The sequence below is a fragment of the Kitasatospora mediocidica KCTC 9733 genome (genome assembly GCF_000744225.1).
Taxonomy (GTDB): domain Bacteria; phylum Actinomycetota; class Actinomycetes; order Streptomycetales; family Streptomycetaceae; genus Kitasatospora; species Kitasatospora mediocidica.
On the sequence record NZ_JQLN01000007.1, the window covers coordinates 610,567 to 637,370 of the forward strand.

Here is a 26,804-nt window from a genome sequence, read left to right on the forward strand (position 1 = left end):
CCCGCTCCGGTTGGCCAAGCCGAACTGATGATTCATAAGATGCGGGCCGTGATCATCAACCGACGAAAGGCGGCCAGGCTCCCCAGCCTGCTGGCCGCCCTGGCGATAACCGGAGTCTCGCTGCTCAGCGGGTGTCCGGCCCTCGCCGACGAGCCCACCGGCGGCCCACCGGCCGCCACCACCACCGAGGCCCCCAAGGTCGACCTGATCCTCGACGACAGCGGGTCGATGCGAACCGCCGACATCCAGGGCCGCAGCCGACTGTCGGTCGCCCAGCAGTCGCTGGACGAGGTGGTGGACGCCCTCCCGGACGAGACCGAGTTCGGCATCCGGGTGCTCGGCGCCACCTATCCCGGCAACGACAAGTCACAGGGCTGCCTGGACACCCAGTCGCTCTACCCGGTCGGCAAGACGAACAAGGTCGAGGCGAAGACCGCCGTCGCCACCCTGCGGCCCACCGGCTGGACCCCGATCGGCCTGGCACTGCGCGGTGCGGCGCAGGACCTGGGCCCCGGCCAGACCACCCGGCGGATCGTCCTGATCACCGACGGCGAGGACGACTGCGCCCCGCCCGACCCCTGCGACGTGGCCCGCCAGCTGGCCGCCCAGGGCATCCACCTGGTGATCGACACGCTGGGCCTGGCGCACGACGACAACGTCAAGAACCAGCTGCTCTGCATCGCCAACGCGACCGGCGGCACGTACACCGACGTGCGCACCCAGGAGCAGCTCAGCAAGAAGCTGAAGCAGATCGTCGGGCAGGCCGACAACACCTACCGGCAGACCCCGGCGGCGGCGACCGGCACCGACACCTGCGCGGGCGCGCCGGTGCTGGCCCCCGGCGTCTACAGCGACCGGGAGAAGTTCTCCGAGCACCGCTACTACCGGGTGCCGGTCCAGCCGGGCCAGGAGCTGCGCGCCTCGGTGAGCGTCTCGCTGGACCGGGCGGTGGCCCGTGACTACGGCGTGCTGCTCCAGGCCACCGACACCTCCGGACAGGAGCTGGTGCGCGGCACGGACGCCGGCAGCGGCCGGACCGACGTGGTCTCCACCGGTCTGCGCTGGGCGGCCTCGCGCACGTCCCAGGACTCGCCGTCACCGACCGCGGCGACCACGGCGACCACCACGAGCACGGCCGGCGGCGACGTCTGCCTGGTCGTCAGCAACTCCCTCGCCCCGCAACCCGGCGTGGCCACCGACCCGGGCCTCCCGCTGGAGCTGACCGTCGGCCTCACCACCGCCTCGCCCGCGCCCTCGGGTCCCGTGCTGGGCCTGGGCCGCGGCTGGACGCTGCTGCTGGTGCTGACCGGCGCCGGGCTGGTCTGCGGGCTGTTGTTCGGCTGGATCGCACGCTGGCGGATCGCTGTCTGGCGGGAGAACTGACGATGCGTACGACAACCACCTGGACCGTCCTGCTGGCGGGCGGCCTGCTGGCCCTCGCGCCGGCGGCCGCGGCCACCGCGGCCTCGCCGTCCCCGTCCCCGAGTTCGAGCGGACCCGCCGCCCCGGCGAGCACCGCCGGCAACTCCTTCCTGACCGCGACCTCGCTCGCGCCCGGTCAGGACGCCTCGGTGGACGCCGACACCGGCGACTACCTGTACTGGTCCTTCGCCGCCTCCGAGGGGCAGACCCCGACCGTCACGGTGACGGTCACCCTGCCGGCCGCCACGGACCGGCACGGGCCGCAGACCTGGACGACGGAGGTCTTCGACGGCCTGCGCCGCCGCCAGTCCTGCACCGCGGGCACCCAGAGCGCCACCGCGGCGCAGAGCGCGGCCACCCTGACGTCCAGCTGCACGCTGCGTCAGATCCGCTCCTGGGCCGAGCCGTGGTCCGGCGACCCGCTGCCGGGGACGTACTACGTCAAGCTGTCGGTGGCCGACGCGCCGGGCCAGGACCTCGGTCTGCCGGCCCAGGCACGGCTGCACATCGCCAGCACCGGCGGCGCGGACGACGCCCAGCCGGAGGGCGGCGCGCTGAAGGCCGCCCTGGTGCCGCCGGTGAACGCCGGCGCCACCCTGGCGCCGGACGTGACGGCCGCCCCGACCGCCGCCCCGACGGCGACGGCGACGGCGACGGCGACGACGGGCCTGCTCGGCGCCGCCGCCCCGGCGGCCGCCGTCTCGCACTGGTACTCCGACTGGTTCTCCCAGTGGAACACCCGCTGGGGCTGGACGCTGGCCGGTGGCGCACTGGCCTCGCTGGCCGGCGTCGCGGGCTACAGCCTCACCCGCCACCCGCGCCGCTCACGCCGCCCGGGGGCGTACGGTCCCGGTGCGCGGGAGCAGCACGAACGGTACGTCGAGGCAACCCGGGGCTGACCCGGGGCAGGGCGGGCGGTGCCGGGCTTCGAGCCCGCGCCGCCCGCCCCTGCACGAGCGGCGTCCCGTGCGAAAATGGCTGGGCGGGGCGGCCACCTCCGAGCGGGGTTCCTGGGATGCAGGCAGAGCAGCCAAGGCAGGGCGCGGGCGCCCGTCGCACGGCGACGGACGCCAGTCCCGTACGTCCCGCAGCGGCCCCGGAGCCGGATCAGGAGATTCCGGACCAGCTGGAATCCCGGCTGATTCTCCCCGTGGCGACCGCCCTGGTCGAGGCCGACGGCCGGATCGTGCACTGGAGCCCCGACGCCGAGCTGCTGCTCGGCTACACCGCCGAGGAGGCGGTCGGTCAGCCCGCCGCCCGGCTGCTGGTCACCGAGACCCACCGCCCCAAGGTGCTGGCGCTGTTCGAACACATCCTGCGCGGCCGGCCCTGGTCCGGGGTCTTCCCGGTCCGCCACCGGGACGGGCACCACGTCCTGCTGGCCTTCCGCACCCACCTGGTGAGCAGTCTCGGCGGGCGCCCGCTGGTGCTCTCGGTGATGACGGACGTGACCGCGGTGCGTCGGCTCCAGGGGGATCTGGCCCTGCTGGACGGCTTCTTCACGCAGTCCCCGGTCGGGATGGCGGTCTACGACCCCGAGCTGCGCTTCGTGCGGATCAACGAGGCGCTGGCCGAGGTGAACGGCCTGCCGATCGCGGCGCATCTGGGCCGCCGGGTGACCGAGGTGCTGCCGGGGATCAACGCCGCCGAGGTCGAGGAGGTGATGCGGCACGTGCTGACCACCGGCGAGCCCGTCATCGACGCCCGCTCGCACGGCCGCACCCCCCGCGACCCGGGGCGCGACCACGCCTGGTCGGCCTCCTACTTCCGGCTGGAGGACCCGCCGGGCGAGGTGCTCGGGCTGAGCTCGACGATCGTCGACGTCACCGAGCGCTTCCAGGCCGAGGAGCGGGCGGCCAGGGCGACCGAGCGCCTGGCGTTGCTGGTGGACGCGACGGCCTCCATCGGCACCACCCTGGACCTGCGGCGCACCGCCCGTGAGCTGGCCGACGCGATGGTGCCCCGGGTGGCCGACGTCAGCGGGGTGTTCGTGCTGGAGCGGCTGGTCAGCGGTGAACCGGCCCCGGGCGGGCGGGTGCGGCGCCTGGCGGTGGCCACCACGGACTCCGCCTACCCGCTGGGGGACCTGCCGGCCGACGCGCTGTACGAGATACCGCCGGACTCGCCGTACGCCCGGGCGATGGCCAGCGGGCAGACCGTCGTGGTGCCCTCCTGGGAGCTGCCGCCGCTCACCTCGAAGTCGGCCGAGGAACGGATGCGGGCCTACCTGCGCAACCGCTCGCGCTCGGTGCACGTCACCCCGCTGGTGGCCCGCGGAGCGGTGCTCGGCATGGTGGTCTACTCGCGGCACGGTGACCGTGAGTCACTGGCCGAGGAGGACATCGCGCTCGGTGCGGAGCTGGCCACCCGGGCCGCCGTCTCGATCGACAACGCCCGGCTCTACACGCTGGAGCGGGACGCCTCCAGGGCCCGCCAGCAGGCCCTGGAGGAGGCAAACGCGGCCCAGCAGCGGCTGGCCCTGCTGGCCGAGGCGAGCACCCGGATCGGCGCCACGCTGGACCTGCGGCGCACCGCCGAGGAGCTGGTGGAGGTGGTGATCCCCCGTTTGGCCGACTTCGTGACCGTCGACCTGATGGAGTCGGTGCTGGAGGGCGAGGAGACCGCGCCGGTGCCGGCCTCCGGGTCGGTCACGATGCGCGCGGTCGCCGTCGGCGAGTACAGCCCGGGCGGCCTGCTGACCGGCGCCGCCGACCCGGTCGGCGGGGTCTCGCAGTCGGCCCGGCTGTACGCGGAGAGCCTGCGCAGCGGCCGGTCGATCCTGGTGGCCCACGTGAACGCGGAGAACCTGACCCGGATCGTCGCCTCCCCCGACCGGGTGCAGCCGGCGCTGGACTCGGGTCTGCACTCGTACCTGATGGTGCCGCTACTGGCCCGCGGCGCGGTGCTCGGCGGGGCGGAGTTCATGCGGCTGCGCAACAACCCGGAGCCGTTCGGCCCGGCGGACGTGGCGCTGGCCGAGGAGCTGGCCGCGCGGGCCGCGGTCTGCATGGACAACGCGCGGCTGTACCGGCGCGAGCGGGACACCGCGCTGACCCTGCAGCGCAGCCTGCTGCCGCAGGAGGTGCACCCCACGCTCGGCCTGGACATCGCCTACCGCTACCTGCCGAGCAGCGAGCTGAGCGAGGTGGGCGGCGACTGGTTCGACGTCGTGCCGCTGTCCTGCGGGCGGGTCGCGCTGGTGGTCGGCGACGTCACCGGGCACGGCCTGCGGGCCGCCGCGACGATGGGCCAACTCCGCACCGTGGCACGGACGCTGATCACGCTGGACATGGACCCGGCGCGGGTCATGCGGCGGCTGGACGAGGCGGCGGCGACGGTGGGCGAGGGGCAGTTCGCGACCAGCGTCTGCGTGGTCTTCGACCCGGTGGACCGGGTCTGCACGGCGTGCTGCGCCGGCCACCTGCCCCCGGTGGTGAGCGGGCCGAACGGCACCGTCCGGGTGCTCGACCTGCCGACCGGCGCGCCGCTGGGTGTCGGCGGGGTCCCCTTCGAAACGGTGGAGTTCACCCTCCCCGAGGACGGCCTGCTGGTGCTCTGCACGGACGGCCTGGTCGAGCGCCGGGACCGCGACCTGGACGCCGGGATGGAGGAGCTGCGCCGCACGGTGGCCGAGCAGCAGGGCTCGTTGGAGGAGAGCTGCGACGCGCTGCTCGCGACCCTGATCACCGGGAGCAGGGAGGACGACATCGCGGTGATCATGGCGCAGGCCCGGCCGATCGGCGCGGACCGGCTGGCCACCCTGACGCTGACCAAGGACCGCGCGCTGGTGGGTCACGCCCGGCGCTTCACCCGCGCCACCCTGCGCGGCTGGGGCCTGGCCGCGCTGATCGACCAGACCGAGCTGCTGACCAGCGAGCTGATCACCAACGCCATGGTGCACGCCGGCGCGCCCACCCAGCTGCGGCTCTTCCGCAACCGGGCGCTGACCGTGGAGGTCTCCGACGTGGACAGCCACGCGCCGAAGATGCGGCGCGCGTTGGAGGACGACGAGGGGGGCCGCGGCATGCACCTGGTGAACGCGCTGGCGCACCGCTGGGGCAGCCGCGGCACCCGGCACGGCAAGGTCGTCTGGTTCGAGCTGGAACTGCCCCCGGGCACCGCGCAGGACTGACCGATGTCCGGTCAGTCGGCCCAGCGCGCCGCCGACCCGGTCAGCCGTTCGCGCAGCTCGCGTTTGAGCAGCTTGCCCGAGGCGTTCTTGGGCAGCGCGTCGGCGAAGTGCACCGCCTTGGGAGTCTTGAAGGCCGGCAGCCGCTCACGCGCGTAGGCGATCAACTCCTCGGCGGAGACCGGCTGGTGGCAGACCACCACAGCGGTGACCGCCTCCACCCAGTGCGGGTCGGGCAGACCGATCACGGCCGCCTCGGCGACCGCCGGATGCCCGTAGAGGACGTCCTCCACCTCGCGCGAGGCCACCAGCACACCGCCGGTGTTGATCACGTCCTTCAACCGGTCGACGACGTAGACGTAGCCCTCGGCGTCCCGGCGGACCAGGTCGCCGGAGTGGAACCAGTCGCCCTCGAAGGCCGCCGCGCTCTCCTGCGGCTTGTCCCAGTAGCCGGTGCAGAGCTGCGGCGAGCGGTAGAGGATCTCGCCCACCTCGTCGGGACCCGCCTCGCTGCCGTCCTCGGCCACCACCCTGACCTCCACGAAGAGCACCGGACGGCCCGCCGAGTGCGGGCGCGCCTCGTGCTCCTCGGGGCGCAGCACGGTGGTGAGCGGGCCGACCTCGGACTGGCCGAACGCGTTGTAGAAGCCGACCGCGGGCAGCGCCGCGCGCAGCCTGGCCAGCACCGGCGCGGGCATGATCGAGGCGCCGTAGTAGGCCTTGTCCAGCGTGCTCAGGTCGGCGGTGCGGAAGTCGGGGTGGGCCTCCAGCGCCGTCCAGACCGTCGGCGGCGCGAAGAAGCTGGTCAGGCCCTCCTGCTCGATCCGGCGCAGCACGTCGGCCGGGTCCGGTGCGCGGACCAGCCGGTTGACGGTGCCGAGCAGCAGGCAGGGCATCAGGAAGACGTGCAGCTGGCCGGAGTGGTAGAGCGGCAGCGCGTGCAGCGGCCGGTCGGACTCGCGCATGTCCAGCGCCACCACGCAGGAGAGGTACTGGTGCAGCAGCGCTCGGTGGGTCATCATCGCGCCCTTGGGGTCCGCGGTGGTGCCGGAGGTGTAGAGCAGCTGGAGGAGGTCCCGGTCGTCCACGGGGACGTCCACCACCGGGACCGGGCCGGTCGCGGCCACGTCGAGCAGGTCCTCCAGGGTGACCCGGTGCGCCACCGCGGGAGTTGGCGGCAGGGCGGCCACCCGCTCGGCGAAGTCGGCGTCGAAGAGCAGCGCGGCGCTGCCGGACTGGGTGACGAAGTAGTGCAGTTCGGCTGTGGTGGCGTTGTAGTTGACGGGCACGTGGACGAGGCCGGCGCGGCCGCAGGCGAGGAAGAGGATCAGGTAGGCGTCGGAGTTGCGGCCGAAGGCGGCCACCCGGTCGCCCTTGCCGAGGCCTCGGTCGAGCAGGTGGCGGGCGGCGCGGGTGACGGCGTCGTCGAGCTCGCGGTAGGTCCACCGGCGTTCCTCGAAGTGGAGCGCGACGCGGTCCGGAGTGCGGGCGGCGGAGCGGCGGACGAGGTCCGGGACGGTACTCGTGTGCGGGAGGTCCATGACCGTCGGTATATCCGCCTGAGGGCACGCCACCCCTCCCCCGTGTGAACCTCGCGTGTCGGCTTGATCAATTTGCAACCGTGCCCGCGAGGGCAGTACACCCCGTCTGGCCTGCATTTGACCGTTTATCGGACGAGCCCTGCGGGCGACCCTCCACGATTTGCCCTCTTTACCCTCTTGTCATGGTGCTGTACATACGCTGGAATGCGTGAGCTTGTCGGGACGGGCGTTCCAGGAGCAGACACGCGTCCGACCCCGGATGCGCGCTTCGGAACAGGCCCCCTGACGTCTTATCAGACGAAGGGATGTTCATGATCGGCTGGCGTAAAGCTCAGCTAGCAGCCGTCACTCTCACCGCCGCCTCTGTTGTCCTGGCCATCGGGACCAGCGCGAACGGCGCCCCGCTGCCCTCCGCTCCGAGCGCGCAGTCGCTCTCGGAGAGCGGCGCACCGGCCCCGGTGATCGTGATTTTGAAGGACCAGATCACCAGTGCCCCGGCCGACGCCGGACACCTCGGCGCGCGCAAGCAGCGCACCGAGTCCGCGCAGGCTCCGCTGCTCGCGCGGGTCAAGGCCAACGGCGGCACCAACGTCAAGAGCTTCGTGGTCGGGAACGCGTTCTCCGCCACGGTCAGCCCGGCGTTGCGCGCCTCGCTGGCGGCGGACCCCGCAGTCGCCTCGGTCGTCGCCGACGAGACCGTCACCGTGACCCCGCCGACCGCCGGCGCCACCACGAACACCACCGCCGGCGCCAAGGCCCCGGCCGCCGCGCCGGCCACCAAGGCCGCGCCCGCCGCCGCCCCGAGCACCGAGAACGCGACGAACACGGTCTGCCCGACCGACCCGTCGAAGCCGCTGCTCGAGCCCGAGGCGCTGTACTCCACGCACGTCGCCAGCGCCCCCGGCGCCCCCGGCGCGAGCGAGCTCGCCGACGGCACCGGCGTCAAGGTCGCCTACATCGCCGACGGCCTGGACGTGAACAACCCGGACTTCACCCGGGTCAACGGCAAGAGCGCGATCATCGACCACCAGGACTTCTCCGGTGACGGCTGGGACGCGCCCAGCGGCGCGGCCGAGGCCTTCGGTGACGCCTCCGCGATGATCGCCCAGGGCCGCCAGGTCTACGACGTCTCGAAGTTCGTCAACGCCAGCCACCCGCTCCCCGCGGGCTGCAACATCCGCGTCCAGGGCATCGCGCCCGGCGCCTCGCTGGTGGCCCTCAAGGCCGGCGGCGACCTGTTCCCGAACTCCGCGATCCTGCAGTCGATCGACTACGCCGTCTCGGTGGCCCACGTCGACGTGCTGAACGAGTCGTTCGGCAGCAACATCGTCCCGGACAGCGGCGCGCACGACACCATCTCGCTCTTCAACGACATGGCTGTCGCGGCGGGCGTCACGGTGACGGTCTCCAGCGGCGACGCGGGCGTGAACGGCACCATCGGTACCCCGTCGGCCGACCCGCTGGTGATTTCCGCCGGCGCCTCGACCGACAACGAGAACTACCAGCAGACCGGTTACGGCGCCGCTCAGTTCTCGAACGGCACCTGGGCCAACAACCGCATCTCGGCGCTCTCCTCCGGCGGCATCACCCAGGCCGGCAAGACCGTCGACCTGGTCGCCCCCGGTGAGTCGGACTGGGCGCTCTGCTCGCCCGACACGAGCAAGTACACCGAGTGCACCAACTACAACGGTGGCGCGGCCTCGATCCAGCCCTTCGGCGGGACCAGCCAGGCCGCCCCGATGACCGCCGGCGCCGCCGCCGTCGTCATCGAGGCCTACCGCAACGGCCACCACGGCACCTCGCCCACCCCCGCGGTGGTCAAGGCGCTGCTCACCGGCACCGCCCAGGACCTGGGCCTGCCGGCCCAGGAGCAGGGCGCCGGTCTGCTGAACGTGCGTGCGGCGGCCGAGGCCGCCGAGGGTTACCAGGCGGGCACCGGCTCCGACAAGAGCCAGACCGTCGCGGTCACCTCCGGCCAGGTCGACATCACCGGCGCGCCCGGCTCGACCCACACCGCGAACGTCACCGTGGCGAACACCGGCAACAAGCCGGCCACCGTCAGCGGCTCGACCCGCACCTTCGCCCCGCAGTCCGACGCCGTGCAGACCGTGGCGCTGAACTCCACCACTGACCCGACGTTCAAGTACGCCACCAACGGCGCCACTTGGGTTTCGCACAAGGTGACGTTCAACGTCCCGTCCGGCGCCGACCGGCTCGCCGCGTCAATAGCGTGGCAGGGTGCCCCCCAGAAGAACGGCGCCTCCACGGTCACCCCCGTGGTCCGTCTGACGCTGATCGACCCGTCCGGCCGCTACGAGACCAACACCCGTCCGCAGGGCGGCGCGGTCTCGCCGAACTTCGGCCTGGTCGACGTTCCGAGCCCGGCCGCCGGTACCTGGACCGGGATCCTCTACACCCCGGCCGGCACCGCCGGCTTCACCGGCCCGGTCCAGCTGGACACCGCGACCCAGCGCGCGGTCCCGGCCGGCCAGGTCAGCCCGCAGGTCACCACCCTGGCCCCCGGCCAGAGCAAGACCCTGCACGTGCAGCTCACCACCCCGGCGAGCAGCGGTGACGCCGCCCAGTCGATCGTCGTGTCGAGCTCGAACGGCTACACCACCAGCGTGCCGGTCATCCTGCGCAGCCTGGTCGACACCTCGAACAACGGCGGCACCTTCACCGGTTCGATCACCGGTGGCAACGGCCGCGCCTCGTCGCCCGCGCAGAGCTTCACCTACGCGTTCGACGTGCCGAAGGGCAAGAAGGACATCCAGGTCGGCCTGACCCTGAGCAAGGACCCGAACCTGCTCCTCCAGGGCGCCCTGATCACGCCGAACGGCACCCCGGCGGACATCGAGTCCAACGGCTCGATCAACAACCAGGGCACCGTCACCAGCACGGGTCTCGGCGTCTCGACCACCGCGGTCAACCCCGCGGCCGGCCGCTGGCGCTTCGTGGTGGTCGTGCTCAACCCGGTCTCCGGCTCCGAGCTCAGCCAGTCGTACACCGGCAAGATCGGCTTCGACCAGGACCAGGCCACCGCGGCCGGCCTGCCGAACAGCACCTCCACCAAGCTGAAGGCCGGTCAGCCGACCGCGCTGACGGTGCAGTACACCAACAACACCGGTGCCACCCAGCAGGTCCAGGCGGACGGCCGACTGACCAACCTGGTCGACGTCCCGCTGGTCCCGTTCGGCACCTCGGGCACGGTGGCCCTGCCGCTGACCCCGACCTCCTCGGTCCCCAACTTCATCGTGCCCCCGGGCACCACGAAGCTGACCGGCGTGGCCGCCTCCTCCACCAAGGCCCAGCTGGAGCTCTCCGGAACGGCCGGCTCGCCGGACCTCTTCGGTGACCTCAAGCAGGCCCAGGGCGGCAACACCATCTCGGTCGTGACCGACAACGGCAGCGCCTCGCAGCCGATCCTGTCGGGCTACTGGAGCACCTACGTCCAGCAGATCGGCCCGTTCACCAACGCCGGCGCCCCGGCGGGCACCGCGACGATCACCGCGACCGCCCACACCCAGGCGTTCGACACGGCGCTCACCTCGAGCACCGGTGACCCGTTCGCCGCCTCCTGGAACGCCACCGCCGCGCAGCCGACCCCCGTGGTCGTCGCGCCCGGTGCCACCGGCAGCCTGCAGGTCACCATCACGCCGACCGGCGCGAAGGGCAGCACCGTGCACGGCGTGCTGTACCTGGTCTCCGGCCCGGCCGGTACGGCCACCGCGAACAGCTTCCTCGGGACCACCGGTTCCGTGCTCGCCGCGATCCCGTACAGCTACACGGTGAACTAGTCACACCCCGCACAGAAGCCGAGGCCGTCCCGGGAGACCGGGGCGGCCTCGGCCGCGTTCCGGCCCGCGTGACATCCTCACCTGATGAACGCCGCTCCCCCGCCCACCGACGCCGCCCGCCGCAACCCGATCGGGGCACACGTCCCGGTCGCCGGACGCGGGCTGGTCGGCACCGGTCTCGCCTACGCGCGGGAGATCGGCGGCGAGGCGGTCCAGGTCTTCGTCGCCAACCCGCGCGGCTGGGCGACCCCCGCCGGGAACCCGGCCCAGGACGAAGCGTTCCGGGCCGCCTGCGCCGAGCAGTCGATCCCCGCCTACGTGCACGCGCCCTACCTGATCAACTTCGGCTCGGACAGCCCCGCCACCCGCGAGCGCTCCACCGCCTCGCTGCGCCACTCACTGCTGCGCGGCCACGCGATCGGCGCGCTGGGCGTCGTCGTGCACACCGGCTCGGCCGTCGGCACCGCGCCGGACGGCGGCTCCCGCTACGCCGAGGCGATGGCCCAGGTCCGCGCGGACGTCCGCCCGTTGCTGGACGAACTGGACGCGCTCGGCGAGGACGCCCCCTGGCTGCTGCTGGAGCCCACCGCCGGCCAGGGCCGCTCGCTCTGCTCCCGGCTGGAGGACCTCGCCGCATACGCCCAGGCGCTGGACCACCACCCGCGGGTCGGCGTCTGCCTCGACACCTGCCACGCCTTCGCCGCCGGGCACGACCTGGCCGCCCCCGGCGGGGTCGGCGCGGCGCTGGACGTGCTGGAGGCCTCGATGGGCCCCGGCCGGCTGCGGCTGATCCACGCCAACGACTCCAAGGACGTGGTAGGCGCCCGCAAGGACCGGCACGCCAACATCGGCGACGGCCACATCGGCGCCGACCCCTTCGGCGAACTCTTCGCCCATCCGGCCACCGAGGGCGTCCCGTTGATCCTGGAGACCCCCGACCGCAGCGCCGCCGAGGGCTTCGGGCACGCCGCCGACGTCCGCCGTCTCAAGGAGCTGCGGGCGTCCGCCGCACTGCGCTGACCGGCGGATGCGGGAAGACCGTCCGGGTGGAACAGTGGAACGCGGAATGTGCCGGACAGACCCCTAGGGGGCACCTGTGAGCCCGATCCGCAACCTCGCCGCGTTGCCGTGCGGACACCGCAGCAAGTGGGTCGTCCTCGTGATCTGGCTGGTCCTGGTGGCGGCGGCCGGGCCGCTGGCCGGCAAGCTGATGGGCGCCGAGAACAACCAGGCCTCCAGCTGGCTGCCCCGCAACGCCGAGTCCACCCAGGTGGTCAACGCCCAGCAGGCCTTCCAGCCGGTGATGACCGCGCAGGCCGTGGTGGTCTACGAGGCGCCCGGCGGGATCACCCCCGCCGACCACGCCAAGGCGGTCCAGGACGCGGCCGCGTTCGCCACCGCCCCGCACGTGGTCGCCCCGGTCATCGGGCCGGAGGCCTCGGCGGACGGCAAGGCCCTGCAGACCGTGGTCCCGGTCGAGGTCGGCACCAACGGCTGGAACAACCTCAAGCCCGCCGTCGACAGCATGCGCGCCACCGCGACGGCCGGCAGCCAGGGGATGGCCGTGCACGTCACCGGCCCGGCCGGGGTCGGCGCCGACCAGGCCGCCGCGTTCTCCGGCATCGACGGCACCCTGCTGTTCGGCACGGTCGGCGTGGTGATCGTGCTCCTGCTGCTGACCTACCGCAGCCCGGTGCTCTGGGCGCTGCCGCTGCTCTCGGCCGGCGTCGCGCTGATCACCGCGGAGGCGCTGATCTACCTGCTCGCCAAGCACGCCGGGCTGACCGTCAACGCGCAGAGCGCGGGCATCCTGATCGTCCTGGTGCTGGGCGCCGGGACGGACTACGCCCTGCTGATCACCGCCCGCTACCGCGAGGAGCTGCGCCGTCACGAGGACCGGCACGAGGCGATGGCGTTCGCCCTGCACCGGGCCGGACCGGCGATCCTGGCGAGCTCCGCGACGGTGGTCGCGTCGATGCTCTGCCTGCTGGTCGCCGAGATGAACTCGACCCGCGGACTCGGCCCGGTCTGCGCGATCGGCGTGCTGGTCGCGCTGCTGGCGATGCTGACCCTGCTGCCGGCGCTGCTGGTGATCATGGGCCGCTGGGTGTTCTGGCCGGTCAAGCCGGCGTTCGGGAGCGCCGAGCCGACCCGCACCGGGCGCTGGGCGCACGTGGGTGCCTGGATCAGCCGCCGCCCGCGCAAGGTCTGGATCGGCACCGCTCTGGCGCTGGCCGCATGCAGCGTGGGCCTGGTCGCTCTGAACGCCAACGGGCTGAGCACGGCCGGGAGTTTCACCGGCAAGCCGGACTCGGTGGTCGGACAGCAGGTGCTGGACGCGCACTTCCCCGGCGGCACCGGTGCGCCGCTGGTACTGATCAGCACGGCCGCCGGCGCCGACGCCGTGCGGACCGCCACCCAGAACACCGCCGGGATCGCGAGCACCACCGTGCCCGTCCTGAAGAACGGCCTCGGCTACCTCCAGGCCACCCCGACCGATCCACCCGACAGCCAGGCCGCCAAGAACACCGTGGACCGGGTGCGCACCGCCGTGCACGCCGTCCCGAACGCCGACGCCAAGGTCGGCGGCAGCACCGCGGTGATCCTGGACGCCGGGCGGGCGGCCGCGCACGACAACAAGGTGGTCATCCCGCTGGTGCTCGCCGTGGTGATGATCATCCTGGCGGCCCTGCTGCGGGCCGTGGTCGCCCCGCTGGTACTGATCGCCACCGTGGTGCTCTCCTACGCGGCGGCGCTGGGCATCAGCGCGTTCGTCTTCAAGTACGTCTTCCACTTCGAGGGCCAGGACCAGGCGTTCCCGCTCTTCGTCTTCGTCTTCCTGGTGGCCCTCGGCATCGACTACAACATCTTCCTGATGACCCGGGTGCGCGAGGAGTCCACCCACCGCGGCACCCGTGCGGGCGCGGTGGCCGGTCTGGCCGCCACCGGCGGCGTGATCACCTCGGCCGGACTGATCCTGGCCAGTACCTTCGCCGTCCTCGGCACCCTGCCGGTGGTCGCCTTCGCGGAGATCGGCTTCGCGGTCGCCCTGGGCGTCCTGCTGGACACCCTGGTGGTGCGGTCCGTGCTGGTCACCGCCCTGACCATCGACCTGAGCGGCCGCATCTGGTGGCCCAGCGCGCTCTCCCGCAGACCGGCCGCCGCGCCCGAGAGCTATCCGGCGGCCGGTGTGCGGCCGAGGTAGACGGTGTTGGTCGAGGTGCGCTCCTGCAGCGGGTTGTCGAAGGTGACGACCTCGGCCCGCACCTCGGCGAAGCTCTGCGCGAAGGACGCCATGAACTCCTCGTCCGGCGGGTCGTTCGACCAGAGCGCGAACACCCCGCCCGGGTGCAGCCGTTCGTGCAGCCGCCGCAGCCCCGCCGGCTGGTAGAACCCGGCGTTGCCCGGGTGCAGGAAGTGCCGCGGCGAGTGGTCGATGTCGACGATGACCGCGTGGAACCGGCGGCCGGGCGTCGCCGGGTCCAGGCCCCCGGGCGAGCCGACCATGGCGAAGAAGTCGCCCTGCACCAGCCGGCACCGCGGGTCCGCGGCCACCCCGCCGGGCAGCAGCCCGCGCTGGTGCCACTCGATCACCTCGCCGAGCGCGTCGACCACCACCAGCGAGGCCACGTCCGCACTCTCCAGCACGGACAGCGCCGTACACCCGAGCCCGAGCCCGCCGACCACCACGTCGAGGCCGGTGCCGCCCGTCAGCTCGGCCAGCGCGAGGTGCGCCAACTCCTCCTCGGCGACGGTGAACAGACTCGACATCAGAAACTCTTCGTTCAACTTGATCTCGTACACGTCCCGGCCGACCCCGGGATACCACCGCCGACGCAGCACGAGCTCACCGAGCGACGTCTGCCGCCAGTCCAGCTCCTCGAAACGGGCACTCACCTGGGGGTTCTCCGATCACTGCTGCCGACGGTCCGTGATCACGAAGTGTGGCACGAACGCGGCCGGGAACGGATCGGGAACGGAGGGTGAGGGTGTGGCCGGATCGAGGCGGCAACGATCCCCACCGGGCAGCCGGAGAGGGCACCGCTCAACCTGACGGCGCCTCCAGACCGGCTCGGGCCCGCCGGGCCAGATGGGCTACTCGGGTCAGGGTGGGGTCACGGAGGAGCCAGGCCAGCTGGCCCATGAAGGCCTTCTCCTGATCGGGCGCCGTCAGCACCTCACGGCAGACGCCGGCCAGCATCGAGAGCAGCGTCATCGAGTCCCCGCCCAGGCGGTGGAAGTCGGCGCTCCCGTCGAGCCGCGAGCGCGGCACACCGAGGGCGCGGGCCCAGATCAGCGCAACCGCCTCCTCGACCGCGTCCACCGGTGCCGCCGCCTGCGTCCCGGCGTCCGCGGCGGAGCCGTCATCGGGGCCTTGCGGGTCGGCGGCGAAGGGATCGGGCAGGGCGCGGGTGTCGATCTTGCCGCTCACGGTGTAGGGCAGCTCCGCCAGCACGAACACGGCCGCGGGCACCAGGTACGAGGGCAGCCGGGCGGCCAGGTGGGTGATCAGCTCCTCCCCGCCGACGGCCGGGTCGGCCAACACATAACCGTAGAGCGCCTTCGCCGTACGGCCGGGGCGCGCCCTGGCGATCACCACGGCCCGGTCCACGGCGGGATGCGCCTCCAGCGCCTGGGCCACCTCCGCCGGCTCCACCCGGTGACCGCGCACCTTGACCTGGTCGTCGATCCGCCCGACGCACTCCAGCTCGCCCGAGGGCAGCAGGCGGACCAGGTCGCCGGTGCGGTAGACCCGGGTGCCGTCGGCCAGGTGGACGAAGCGCTCGCGGTTGAGCTCGGGTCGGCCGAGGTAGCCGCGGGCGAGCTGCGCGCCGCCCAGGTACAGCTCGCCGATCTCGCCGGGGGCGACGAACCGCAGGTGCTCGTCGAGCAGGTGGGCGGTGGTGTTGTCGGCCGGCCGGCCGATCGGCACGACCGCACCGGCGTCACGTTGCGGGTCGAAGGTGTGCGCGCTGCAGCCGATGGTCGCCTCGGTCGGCCCGTACTCGTTGATGATCCGGCAGTCGGGCCCGAACATCTGCTGGGCCCGGGCGGCGACCTCCACCCGCAGCTGCTCACCGATCACCACCACCGTGCGGTAGCCGGTGGGCGTCAGGTCCAGCCGGCCGATCAGGTCGAGGTGGGAGGGCGTCAGGTTCAGGGTGTTGGCGCCCGACTGCTGCAACAGGTCTCTCAGCGACAGGTGGTTGGGCTCCTCGCGCAGCAGGATCACCTCGCCGCCGGCCAGCAGCGGCAGGAAGACCGAGGTGCCCGACACGTCGAAGGAGGGCGAGGTGATCAGCGGCAGGCGGGTGTCGGCGTCCACCTCGAAGGCGCGGGTGGCCCAGTGCACGTAGTTGGCCAGGCTGCGGTGCTCGATCTGCACGCCCTTGGGTCTGCCGGTCGATCCCGAGGTGTAGATGACGTAGACGGGATCCGCCGGGTCGACCGCCGCGTCCTGGAAGCCGGCGGGGGCCGCGCCGTCCAGGGCCAACTCGTCCAGCAGCAGTGGTCGGCAGCCCTCGGGCAGGCACTCGCGCTGGTCGTGGGGACGCTCCAGCAGGCAGAAGCCGCTCCCGGCGTCCGCCAGCAGGTCGGCGATCCGGGCGTCGGGGTGCCGGGCGTCCAGCGGCAGATAGCAGGCCCCCGCCCGCAGCACCCCCCACAGTCCGGCCAGCGCAGCCACCGTACGGCCCGCCAGCAGGCCGACCACCGTGCCGGGGCCCACCCCCTGGCGGCGCAGCTCGGCGGCCACCCGGTCCGCCCGGCGGCTCAACTCGGCGTAGGTCACCTTGCCTTCGGGTCCGCTGAGCGCGATCCGGTCCGGGGTGCGTTCGACCTGCTCGCGGAAGAGCTCGACCACCGAGCGGTCGGACGGCAGCGCCCGCTCGGTGCGGTTGCCCTCCCACTGGCGGTGCACGAGCGGGGACAGCGCGTCCGCGATGGTCTCCAACAGGCCCTCGACGCGGTCGGCCATGCCGGGCTCGTCGTGCCAGGCGACGGTGACCTCGGTGCGGCCGGCGCGCTCCATCAGGTCGATCTCGGGCGGCCCGCCGGGGCTGCTGCCACCCAGCGCGTAGGAGGCGCCGGCCCGGAAGTCCTCGGTGGACAACTCGGCGAGTTCGATGCCGCCCAGTTGCGAGAGGTAGCCGCTGCCGAAGTAGCGGCGCTTGCGCCAGGCGGAGCGTTCGATCCCCGCGTTGAGCATCCGCAGCACCGGCAGCGGCATCCGCAGCAGCCAGGGGGCGAGCGGCAGCGCCAGCTCCTCGCGCCCGGCCAGCGAGCCGAGCAGCCGCTGGTGCACCTGCTGCCAGTCCTCCCCCGCCGCGACGTCGACCTGCAGCGAGTGGGCCAGCATGGCGGTCGAGCGCAGGTCCGGTTCATGGCGCCGCAGGTCGACCGGGACGAAGAACCGGCCGCTGCCGGACTCGGTGGTCGCGGCCAGCGCGGCGGCCACCTTGGCCACTGCCGCCGGGTGGCGGCCGTCGATCGTGCGGCGGCGCCAGAGCAGGTGGGGCAGGTTCGGCGTCGGGTCGCCCAGCAGCGAGGGCCATTCCTGCGGGGAGACGGGCGCGGTCGGCAGCTCGTGACCGGCGACGCGCTCGACCAGTTCGTGATGGTTGACGGTGGCCCGGTAGCCCACCGGCGGCTCCCCGCGCAGCACGCGGAAGACGTCGGCGGCCCACAGCATCAGGCCGCGGGCATCGGTGACGCCGTGGAAGGCGCGGAACACCAGCGCGGTCGGCGTGCCGGGGATCAGCACCACCTCACAGGTCGGGCCGCCACCGTGCAGCGGGCGGTGCAGGGCGGGGTTGTCGAAGCGCTCGAAGTCGAAGCTCCCGGCCTCCAGGACATGCAGCGCGGGTGCGACGCCGCTGTCGACCCACTGCCGGCCCGCACGGATCAGCCGCATGCCCGGGGACGCCGCGGCCGCGACGGCCATCGCCTCGGCGAGTTCGTCCGCCGAAAGGACTCCGTCCCCCTCCACCACGTGCTGGACGACACTCGACGCCGGCCGCAGGCTCAGGAAGGCCCACTCCATGGGCGTCATGACTCGCTTGTACCGCTGTCGGCCAGGGGAAGTGCTCAGCGCCGGCGCGGAGGGGGAGCGTTGACTGTTCGGTTGGGTACTCACCGTGATCGCAATCTCTGTGTGCCGTTCGGCGAAAGGGCGCCCTGCGAGGTGATCGGGCGCGAAGTCATCAAGACGGGGAAGGCGGCCGGGGCAGCGAGCCTGCCCAGCGTCGCCTCCACCGGGCCGCCAGGGTGCCGCGCAGCTCGCCATCGGAAACCGGGGTCGCACTGAACGCCGCCTCCAGCCGGTCGAGTTCGGCCGGTAGAGGCTGAACGGCGGCGGTCGGGGCCGGGGCGATCTCGACAGAGCTGCTCGGGCAAGTGCTCCTCGCCGGGGAACCGGCAGGCCATCGCGACGGTGGCGATCGGCTCGTCGTCGGCGGAGCCGAGCGGCTGCACCGCGCCGTCGTCGGTGGCCAGGCCCAGCAGCTCCGCGCGCAGGTGCCGGGCCGGCGAGGTGGCGGTGGGGCGGTCGAAGACCAGGGTGACCGGCAGGCACAGCCCGGCCGCCGCGGCGAGTCGCTGCCGCCAGGACGTCAGCACGTCGGAATTCCCAGCGCCCGTATCGTCCGGCTCCGAAATGAGACCCTCCGAATGGGTCATCATCGCGAGCTCCACCCCCCAGCAGACGGTATTCAAACCATCGGCCAGTCTGCCAGGACGGGTGAACAGCAGAAACCCCTACGCCCCCCGGCCACCCCTACCCAACCCCAGGGTGCCCCCTGACGGAATCCCTGGTGGCGCTGGGTAGTTCGCCACGTTCTGATGATGACTCGGCCGAGTGTCGGGCACGGCAACGGAGCCCCGGCATACCCGTCCTGCCCGCCGGGGTCGACGCGCACAACTCGCAGCACTCACGGTGCTGACTCGCTGGATCAGAGCAGCGCTCGACCTCCGCCGCTCGGATCTCGGGCTGACGGCCCGAAGCGAGTCGGCTCACGACGAAGGGCACGCGGGCACCGACGCCGCTGCGCAACACCTCCTCGGGTTCGGCGCGCTCAAGGGTGGCGTCGGACGGCGGGGTGTCGGTCAAGGCGACGGGCTGGCCCAGTCGTTGGGACAGGATGTCGTCGATGCCGGCGTCGGTGCTCCACATGACTTTGCCGTCCGGCCCGGTGATCCGCACGGCCGTGTCAGCGGCCGTGTCCATAGCCGCGGCTGACAGCGTCAGAGTGTCGCGCCACTGCCGCGGGTTCTTCGCACTGACGACTCATCCGGTCTCGCGGTGGACCAGGGCCAGTCTCCTGTCCTGCGACAGACCGCTCCACGTCACGTCGCTGGCGGAGAGTTCCTCTCCGAGCATCGACCTGACGGGGTAGCGCCGTAACAGCGTGACGGTGCCCAGCAGATCGCCCACGCCGACCACTAAGCGGGCGCCTGCGCGGCGGCGAAGGCGACGAACGCGGCCCAGGAGGCGGGGGCGAAAGCGAGTTGGGGACCGCTCGGGTCCTTGGAGTCGCGGACATGGATGGTGGGGGAAGGGCGGGGGCAGGAGGCAACCTCGATGCAGTCGCCGCTGTCCGTCCCGCTGTGGCTGGACTTGAACCACACGAGGCCGGTGCTCATAGCTCCTCCAACAACTTGCTGATGAACCGTGCCGACTCCTCAGGGCTGAGGGCTTGCCCGAGGATCATCGCATAGCGGTTTGTCAGAGCGCTCACCCTCTGCGGGTCCGCATAGAGCGCACCCATCGCCTGCCCTTCTTCGTAGGCGAGACGGTCGTGGTCTGCGGTCTCCAGCAGGACGAACGGGCCGTTCAACCCCGGGTGGACGACATCGGACGGCACGATCTGCACCACCACATTTCGCTGCTTCCCCACCGTCAAGAGGTGCAACAGCTGCTCCTTGTGGTCTTCCGCGCTGCCGACGCGTCGGCTCAGAACGGAGGCCTCCATCACGAAGTTGAAGAACTTGCTCTTCGTCTCCAGCAGTCGCTGGCGTTCGAGGCGAGCAGCGACCCGCTCCTCGACTGTCTCGTCGTCCGGCGGCGGCCAGTGGGCCTGGAACAGTGCCCTCGCCGTCGCCTCCGTCTGAAGCAGACCCGGGATGAGCTGGTTCTGATACGAGCTCAGCCCCCGTCGCCTCTGCCTCATAGCGGATGAAGTCCTGTGCGTACGAGCGGAACTTGTCCGGCCGCAGATAGTCCTCTGCGGCCAGCAACTTCCCCCGCGCGCCGCACATCTCGTCCGCGATCTCCAGCAGCCGCAGCGCCGGGCGCCGCCGCCCCTGCTCCATCGACTTGATGGTCTCGTAGTCGTAGCTGGCCTCCTTCGCCAACTCCTCGCGCGTCAAACCCGCCTGCGTGCGCCACAGCTTGATCTGGTTGCCGCAGTACCGCCAAGCCATCGGCGGCTGCCCGGACTCCTCGTTCGTCACCGTTCACCCCTCCCCCTGCCGTACCCGGCCTCGCCGTTGTGCTCCCGAGGCTAGGTGCCGCCCGGCCCCCACGCGGGAGTTGATCGGTTAAACCACACCACCGAGCGATATCCGACCGCCACGCCGCCAAGTGCCCTCCACCAAACTGACCATGGCACTAGCTGGTCCAGGGCAAGCGAACAGCTTCGATCTCGAGGTCCGCGAGCAGGGCCTCGACAAGCGGCTGGGGCCCGCAGACCTTGGTGCCCCAAAGGTCGTAGTCGGTGCAGACGACCCAGGAGCGATCCGCGGCCCACAGGTTGGACGGGGTGCACAGGATGTCCGGGTGGTCGAAGAGGGACCGCGCGTCACCGAGTCGGCCGGAGCGGACATAGCCCTGCTCGAAGTCTCGCGTGATGATCGGGTTGTAGTACGCCAGGCAGGCGGTGCCCGCTCCCTGAGGGCTGTGCGCGGTGAGGAACCGGATCAGCTGGTCCCATGTCGGCCTGTCGAGACTGCCCTCGGCCGGCCATTCGATGGCGCCGGGCCGGATGCCCGACCCTTTCGCGGAGGGGAAGCAGCGAAAACAGGGATACCGGCCCTGAGGCACGACCGGATCTCCGATGCTGCCGGCCAGCTCCGCCCAGCGCAGCCGCTCCCACCCCGGGCCGGGGTGCTCGTTCCGGCTCTGGCCGTCGTTGACCGAATCACGAGCGGTTCCCCGTCGTTCGTAGATGCCGCCGAGCACCCAGGCGGCGTCGGGCAGCCCGGGTGCCTCGTAGCCGGTGAGGCCGTCGTCCTGGGCGAGCCCGGCGAGCCAGTCGGTCTCGGAGGCGGGCGCGAGGGGCCACCGAGCGAGGATGTCATCGGGCATCCGGCCAGACTACGGGCTGCCCATGCCGCGACCCGGTGACCTTTCCCGGTCACAGCGCTAGGTTGATCGAATGCGTCTGACGAAGTACGGCCACGCCTGCGTCCGCCTCGAAGCCGACGGCCGGGTGCTGGTGATCGACCCGGGCACGCTGTCCGAGCCGGAGGCGCTGGACGGCGCCGACGCCGTGCTCGTCACCCACGAGCACGACGACCACATCGACGTCGACCAGCTCCGCGCGGCCCGCGCCGCCAACCCCGCGCTGACCGTCCACACGCACGCCGCCCTCGCCGCGGAGCTGGGCGCCGCGCTCGGCGCCGGGGTGAGCGCCGTCGCGGTGGGCGACGCGTTCACCGTGGCCGGCTTCTCGGTGCGCGTCGTGGGCGGGGAGCACGCCGAGGTCGTCGACGGGCTGCCCGGCTGCCCCAACATCGGGTTCGTCGTCGACGGGCTCTACCACCCGGGCGACGCGCTGTTCGTCCCGGCCGAGCAGGTGGAGACCCTGCTGGTCCCGGCCTCCGGGCCGTGGGTGAAGCTCGGTGAGGTCATCGAGTTCGTCCGCGCGGTCGCCCCGGCGCGCGCGTTCCCGATCCACGACGCGCACTTCAACGACATCGGCCTGGAGACCTTCGACTGGTGGTTGGAGACCAAGGGCGGCACCGACTACGCCCGCATCCCCACGGGCGAGTCGGTCGTCCTCGACAGTTAGCGATCGCTCAGGTGCTCGACCTTCCCCAGCGCCACGATCTGCTGCTCCGGGACGTACGCGGGCGGGACCTCGCGGCCGCGGCCGAGGTGGTTGAAGAGCAGGTTGAGGGTGACGGCGAGCAGGCAGCCTGCCGAGATGCCGGAGCTGAGGATGGTGGCGAGCTGCTGCGGGAGGGCGTTGTAGAAGTCGGGGTAGGCGATCGGGAAGATGCCGAAGGCCAGGCTGACCGCGACGATGACGGCGTTGGAGCCCGCGCTCAGGTCGGCCTTGCCCAGGGTGCGGATGCCGGCGACGGCCACCGTGCCGAAGAGCACCACGCCCGCGCCGCCAAGCACCGGCTGCGGCACCAGCGAGACGAGGCCGCCGACCACCGGCATCAGGCCCATCAGGATCAGGAAGCAGCCACTGAGCGCGACCACGTAGCGGCTGCGGATCTTCGTCAGCGCGACCAGGCCGATGTTCTGCGCGAAGGCCGAGCAGATGAAGCCGTTGAAGACACCCCCGAAGGCCGTCGCCAGACCGTCCGCCCGCAGGCCGCCGGCGATCGTCCGGTCGTCCACCGGGCGCTCGACGACCTCGCCCAGCGCGATCATGTCGGCGGTGGACTCGGTCATCGAGACGACCATGACCACCAGCATCGCGATGATCGAGGCGGCCTCGAACCTCGGTGCGCCGAAGGCGAACGGGTGCGGCAGCTCAAAGACCGGCAGGCTGCGCAGCGCGTGGAAGTCGACCCGGCCCAGCGGGATAGCCGCGAGGGTGCCGACCAGCAGGCCGAAGAGGATCGAGATCCGCTGCAGGAACCCGGTGAGGAACCGGTTGAACAGCAGCACCGAGAGCAGCGTCAGGCCGGCCAGGCCCAGGTTGGCCAGGGAGCCGTAGCCGGGGGCGTGCGCGTCGCCGCCCTGCGCCCAGTTGCCCGCGACGGGCAGCAGCGAGACACCGATCAGCGTGATCACCGTGCCGCTGACCACCGGCGGGAAGAATCTGACCAGCCGACAGAAGACCGGCGCGAGCAGGAAGCAGCACAGACCCGCGACGATCGTCGAGCCGAAGATCAGCGGCAGCGCGGCGCCGTGCCGCACGGCGACCACGGCGAGGATCGGCGACACGGTGGCGAACGAGACGCCGTTGACGAACGGCAGCCGCGAGCCGATCTTCCACACTCCCAGGGTCTGGAGCAGCGTGGCGATGCCGGCGATGAAGAGGGCGGCCGCGAGCAGCGTGGTGAGCTGGGGCGCCGTCAGTCCGGCGGCGCCGCCGATGATCAGTGGCGGCGCCGCGACACCGGCGTACATGCTGGCCACGTGCTGGAGAGCGACCGCGGCCATCCGGCCCGGTGGCAGCATCTCGTCCACGGGGTGGACCACTTCGGTCTCGCTCGGCCGCTCGACGTCCTGACGACGACTCATGCGTTCTTCCGTCCCTCCGCATCGGACACCCGGACGGCCCTGCGGGGCGTCGGGCGGGCGGTGGGTCCGGCCCGCTGCTGCGGGGCGGCCCACCACGGGTGGCTTCGGGTCCGGGAACGCGACCGAAGTGCGGGACGGGCACGGGTGACGCCGGGACGACCCCGGTGAGCGGTGGGCACCGCTCACCTGCCGGCCCCTGCGGCGACAGGTCCGGCCCATGAGCTCGTGAACGGGTCCGCCGCGCCTGGCCGGCGAGGAGGGGGATCCGCATCGCGGAAATTCACTTCCGCGTTGCTGGAAATCTAGAAAGGGCCCCCGCAGTAGTCAAGAGGTCCGGCTCCAGAAGATCACCGGACGGGCGGATTTGGAGGTTCCTCCCATGGCTGCTGGATCGACCACCAAGACCGACCGGCAGCGGGGGGCCGCGCCCCCCGCTGCCACTGCCGGTCGCTCCAGGTCAGTACCGCATCCCCATCGCCTCCAGCACCTCCGCCAGCGTCTCCCGGGCCACCTCGTTGGCGCGGGCGTTGCCGCGCGCCAGGACCTCCCGCAGGTATCCGCGGTCCCCGGCGAGCTCGGCGCGGCGGGCGCGGATCGGGCGCAGGTGCTCGTTGACCGCCTCGGTGACCACCGCCTTGAGCCGGCTGGCCCCGGCGTCGCCGATCCCCTCTGCGACGGCCCGCGGGTCGCTGCCCAGACTGAGCGCGGCCAGCGTCAGCAGGCTGGACACCTGCGGGCGGCCGACCGGGTCGTAGCCGATCCGGCGGTCGGCGTCGGTGACGGCGCCGCGCAGCAGCCGGGCGGTCTCGTCCTCGCTCGCGCCGAGCGCGATGGCGTTGCCGCGGCTCTTGCTCATCTTGTCGCCGTCCGTGCCGAGCAGCAGCGGAGCCTGCGAGAGCAGTGCCTGCGGTTCCGGGAAGATCGGCGAACCAGGCTTTGCGAAGCGGGCGTTGAAGCGGCGGGCGATGGTCCGGGCGGCCTCCAGATGCGGCAGCTGGTCCTGGCCGACCGGCACCAAATGGGCTTTGCAGAACAGGATGTCGGCGGCCTGGTGGACGGGGTAGGTGAGCATCAGGCCGCTCACCGCCGACTGGCGGGAGTGCGCGATCTCGTCCTTGACGGTGGGGTTGCGCTGCAACTCGGCCACGCTGACCAGGCCGAGGAAAGGCAGCAGCAACTGGTTCAGCGCGGGCACGGCGCTGTGCGCGAAGATCACCGTGCGCTCCGGGTCCAGCCCGATGGCCAGGTAGTCGAGCACCAACTCCTCGACGTGCAAGGCTAGTTTGTCGGCCACGTCGCGGTCGGTGAGGACCTGGTAGTCGGGGATCACGACGAACATGTCGGCGCCCTCGCGCTGCAGGCGCACCCGGTTCTGCAGGGTGCCGAAGTAGTGGCCCAGGTGCAGCGGGCCGGTCGGGCGGTCGCCGGTCAGCACACGGGGGTGGGCGGGGGCGGGCATGGTGCTGGTGGTCATCAGGGTCTCCTGGCTGGGTGGGGGCCGTCCGACGGGGCCTGCCAGGGGAGATGACAAAGGGCCGTCCGTCCGGACGGCCCTGGGCATACGGGATGCGCGGCCGTCCTAGGACGGCCACCAGCTGATCGGCAGCAGAGTACGCATGAGGCCACTGTAACCGTTCAGGGCGCCGCCGGGCACAGTTCACCGGCACGGCGATCAAATCCCCTACCGTAGGCGGCCATCGGTGATCCGGACTTGAGGAGTTCCCGCGTGCAGAATGACTTCGATGCCCCAGTTGAGCCCGCTGTGACCGCTGTTGCGGCGTCCGACACGCAGGACGCCGCCGGCCCGGGCGGCGTGAGCCGCCGGACGGCACTGCGGATCGCGGGCGTCGGCGGCGCACTGTCGGCGGCCCCGCTGTTCGCCTCCGCCGGCACTGCCGCGGCCGACACCCCCGCCGCGCCGGCCGCCCCGACCTCCCCGCTGCTGCTCACCCGGCCCGAGACGCTCGGCGCACCGGCCGTCGAGGGCCTGCACCTGACGTTCGGCACCGACCCGGCCCGCTCGATGACCGCCTCCTGGACCACCGACGGCCCGGTACGCCGCCCGCGCGTCCAGTTCGGCACGCTGGACGGCGGCTTCGGACGCAGCGTGAACGCCGACACCCGCACGTACACCGACGGCGCGAGCGGCCGCACGGTCTACACCCATCACGCCCGGATGCAGAACCTCAGCCCGGACACCTCGTACACCTACGCGGCGCTGCACGACGGCGGCCGCCCCGACGCCGGCAGCTTCCGCACCGCCCCGCACGGCCGGCGCCCGTTCACCTTCACCAGCTTCGGCGACCAGGCCGTCCCGACCACCACCTGGCAGCCGGACGGCAAGGGCGGCTACACCGTCGTCCCCAGCGGCATCGCCTCGCCCGCCTCGGCGGACATCGTCGGCGGCATCGAGCAGGTCGACCCGCTGTTCCACCTGCTCAACGGCGACCTCTGCTACGCCAACATCAGCCCGGACCGGCTGCGCACCTGGCAGGGCTTCTTCGCCAACAACACCCGCTCGGCCCGCTACCGCGCGTGGATGCCGGCGGCCGGCAACCACGAGAACGAGAAGGGCAACGGCCCGATCGGCTTCACCTCCTTCCAGACCCGCTTCGACCTGCCCGGCAACGGCGGGGACGCCGAATTCGCGGGCCTGTGGTACTCGTTCACCGTCGGCTCGGTGCACGTGGTGGTGCTGCAGAACGACGACGTCGCCTACCAGGACGCCGGCGACGCCTATGTGCACGGCTACAGCGGCGGCGCCCAGCAGGCCTGGTTCGAGCAGGACCTGCGCAAGGCACGGGCGGACAAGTCGATCGACTGGGTCGTCGTCTGCATGCACCAGGTGGTGATCAGCTCCTCGGACGCCAACGGCGCCGACCGCGGAGTGCGCGAGCAGTGGGGCCCGCTCTTCGACCGCTACCAGGTGGACCTGGTGGTCTGCGGCCACGAGCACAACTACGAGCGCTCGCTGGCGGTTCGCGGCACCGTCTCGGGTTCGGAGACCCTGACGCCCAACCCGGTCTCCACCGCGACCGACGTGATAGACACCTCGCAGGGCACCGTGCACATGGTGCTCGGCGGCGGCGGTACCTCCTCGCCGACCAACGAGAAGTTCTTCGCCCCGGCCAAGGCCAAGGTGATCACCGGGGTCGGCCCGGTGGCCTCGACCGGCAAGCGCCCGCCGGTGTACGTGTACGAGGACGCGCCGTGGGTGGGCGTGCGCGACCAGGACCACAGCTACGGCTTCGCGGCCTTCACCGTCGACCCGGGCACCGGCCCCGGCGCGACCACCAGCATCCACGTCACCTACTACACGGTGGCCCAGCCGGACGGCGCGATCAGCCCGTTGGAGACCTTCGTGCTGCACCGCCGCCGCTCCGACGGCCACTAGTCAGCCCTCGAAAGCCGCGTCTGCCCCGGTCGGGGGTGGGCGCGGCTTTCGCGTGCCCGTCACCGTTGACATCGGGAGCCGTCGACAGGAAGCTAAGCAA

The 26,804-nt window shown here is 72.3% G+C and carries 18 protein-coding genes and 1 pseudogene; 8 read left to right on the plus strand and 11 right to left on the minus strand.

From position 1 onward, the window contains the following. Window positions 1-48 precede the first annotated feature (48 nt). The 3 genes from BS80_RS33055 to BS80_RS38320 all read left to right on the plus strand — a co-directional run bounded on the left by BS80_RS33055 (window position 49) and on the right by BS80_RS38320 (window position 5,554). On the plus strand, window positions 49-1,383 hold the full coding sequence (locus BS80_RS33055; protein WP_035806608.1) for a VWA domain-containing protein: 1,335 nt from the start codon (window positions 49-51) through the stop codon (window positions 1,381-1,383). A 2-nt stretch (window positions 1,384-1,385) separates the two neighbouring features. After that, complete coding sequence (locus tag BS80_RS33060) at window positions 1,386-2,321, plus strand: hypothetical protein (protein ID WP_063772137.1); 936 nt, start codon at window positions 1,386-1,388, stop codon at window positions 2,319-2,321. Window positions 2,322-2,437: 116 nt separating this feature from the next. Next, window positions 2,438-5,554, plus strand: coding sequence for a SpoIIE family protein phosphatase (locus tag BS80_RS38320; protein WP_083975629.1), 3,117 nt, complete (start codon window positions 2,438-2,440; stop codon window positions 5,552-5,554). Window positions 5,555-5,565: 11 nt separating this feature from the next. Here BS80_RS38320 and BS80_RS33070 read toward each other — a convergent pair whose 3' ends face one another. After that, a complete protein-coding gene (locus BS80_RS33070; protein WP_035805038.1) occupies window positions 5,566-7,092 on the minus strand; it encodes a fatty acyl-CoA synthetase in 1,527 nt (508 codons plus the stop codon). Between the two features lie 311 nt (window positions 7,093-7,403). On the opposite strand from BS80_RS33070, the gene BS80_RS33075 reads away from it, so the two are divergent. From BS80_RS33075 to BS80_RS33085, 3 genes are all read left to right on the plus strand, one after another. Then, window positions 7,404-10,889: a S8 family serine peptidase gene (locus BS80_RS33075; RefSeq protein WP_035806613.1), complete on the plus strand. Its 3,486-nt coding sequence runs from the start codon at window positions 7,404-7,406 to the stop codon at window positions 10,887-10,889. 84 nt (window positions 10,890-10,973) lie between these two features. Next, the gene (locus BS80_RS33080; RefSeq protein WP_051967526.1) at window positions 10,974-11,909 is read left to right on the plus strand and encodes a deoxyribonuclease IV; all 936 of its coding nucleotides are present in this window, start codon (window positions 10,974-10,976) and stop codon (window positions 11,907-11,909) included. A gap of 76 nt (window positions 11,910-11,985) precedes the next feature. Beyond that, a complete protein-coding gene (locus BS80_RS33085) occupies window positions 11,986-14,094 on the plus strand; it encodes an MMPL family transporter (protein ID WP_035805041.1) in 2,109 nt (702 codons plus the stop codon). Here BS80_RS33085 and BS80_RS33090 read toward each other — a convergent pair. From BS80_RS33090 to BS80_RS33120, 8 genes and pseudogenes are all read right to left on the minus strand, one after another. Next, on the minus strand, window positions 14,064-14,786 hold the full coding sequence (locus tag BS80_RS33090) for a spermidine synthase family protein (protein ID WP_035805045.1): 723 nt from the start codon (window positions 14,784-14,786) through the stop codon (window positions 14,064-14,066). The two genes, BS80_RS33085 and BS80_RS33090, sit on opposite strands and share 31 nt — an antisense overlap. A gap of 148 nt (window positions 14,787-14,934) precedes the next feature. Next, entirely contained in the window at window positions 14,935-17,940 is a 3,006-nt protein-coding gene (locus BS80_RS33095; protein ID WP_035805047.1) for a non-ribosomal peptide synthetase, read from the minus strand. 80 nt (window positions 17,941-18,020) lie between these two features. After that, window positions 18,021-18,581 (minus strand): acyl carrier protein, encoded by a 561-nt coding sequence (locus BS80_RS33100; protein WP_157536737.1) that lies wholly within the window; start codon window positions 18,579-18,581, stop codon window positions 18,021-18,023. A 592-nt stretch (window positions 18,582-19,173) separates the two neighbouring features. Continuing rightward, window positions 19,174-19,320: an MOSC N-terminal beta barrel domain-containing protein gene (locus BS80_RS41335; RefSeq protein ID WP_157536738.1), complete on the minus strand. Its 147-nt coding sequence runs from the start codon at window positions 19,318-19,320 to the stop codon at window positions 19,174-19,176. 8 nt (window positions 19,321-19,328) lie between these two features. Further along, complete coding sequence (locus BS80_RS33110; protein ID WP_035805053.1) at window positions 19,329-19,529, minus strand: DUF397 domain-containing protein; 201 nt, start codon at window positions 19,527-19,529, stop codon at window positions 19,329-19,331. Next, window positions 19,526-20,056: a DUF5753 domain-containing protein gene (locus BS80_RS33115; protein WP_332262214.1), complete on the minus strand. Its 531-nt coding sequence runs from the start codon at window positions 20,054-20,056 to the stop codon at window positions 19,526-19,528. Before BS80_RS33115 ends, BS80_RS33110 begins: the two co-directional genes overlap by 4 nt. Before the next feature lie 118 nt (window positions 20,057-20,174). Continuing rightward, a pseudogene (locus BS80_RS43940) lies at window positions 20,175-20,309 on the minus strand (helix-turn-helix transcriptional regulator); the annotation flags it as partial. A gap of 187 nt (window positions 20,310-20,496) precedes the next feature. After that, window positions 20,497-21,192 carry a hypothetical protein gene (locus BS80_RS33120; protein ID WP_035805056.1) on the minus strand — a complete coding sequence of 232 codons (696 nt, stop codon included), beginning with the start codon at window positions 21,190-21,192 and terminating at the stop codon, window positions 20,497-20,499. Between the two features lie 70 nt (window positions 21,193-21,262). On the opposite strand from BS80_RS33120, the gene BS80_RS33125 reads away from it, so the two are divergent. Continuing rightward, complete coding sequence (locus tag BS80_RS33125) at window positions 21,263-21,898, plus strand: MBL fold metallo-hydrolase (protein WP_035805058.1); 636 nt, start codon at window positions 21,263-21,265, stop codon at window positions 21,896-21,898. Here the strand turns inward: BS80_RS33125 and BS80_RS33130 are convergent. Together BS80_RS33130 and trpS are read right to left on the minus strand one after the other, a co-directional pair. Further along, entirely contained in the window at window positions 21,895-23,310 is a 1,416-nt protein-coding gene (locus BS80_RS33130) for a nucleobase:cation symporter-2 family protein (RefSeq protein WP_051967529.1), read from the minus strand. The two genes, BS80_RS33125 and BS80_RS33130, sit on opposite strands and share 4 nt — an antisense overlap. A gap of 457 nt (window positions 23,311-23,767) precedes the next feature. Further along, window positions 23,768-24,784, minus strand: a complete 1,017-nt coding sequence (gene trpS, locus BS80_RS33135) for a tryptophan--tRNA ligase (RefSeq protein WP_051967530.1) — start codon at window positions 24,782-24,784, stop codon at window positions 23,768-23,770. 252 nt (window positions 24,785-25,036) lie between these two features. Between trpS and BS80_RS33140 the strand changes: the two genes are divergently transcribed. Continuing rightward, window positions 25,037-26,704 (plus strand): purple acid phosphatase family protein, encoded by a 1,668-nt coding sequence (locus BS80_RS33140; RefSeq protein WP_232246746.1) that lies wholly within the window; start codon window positions 25,037-25,039, stop codon window positions 26,702-26,704. The last annotated feature ends 100 nt before the right edge of the window (window positions 26,705-26,804 follow it).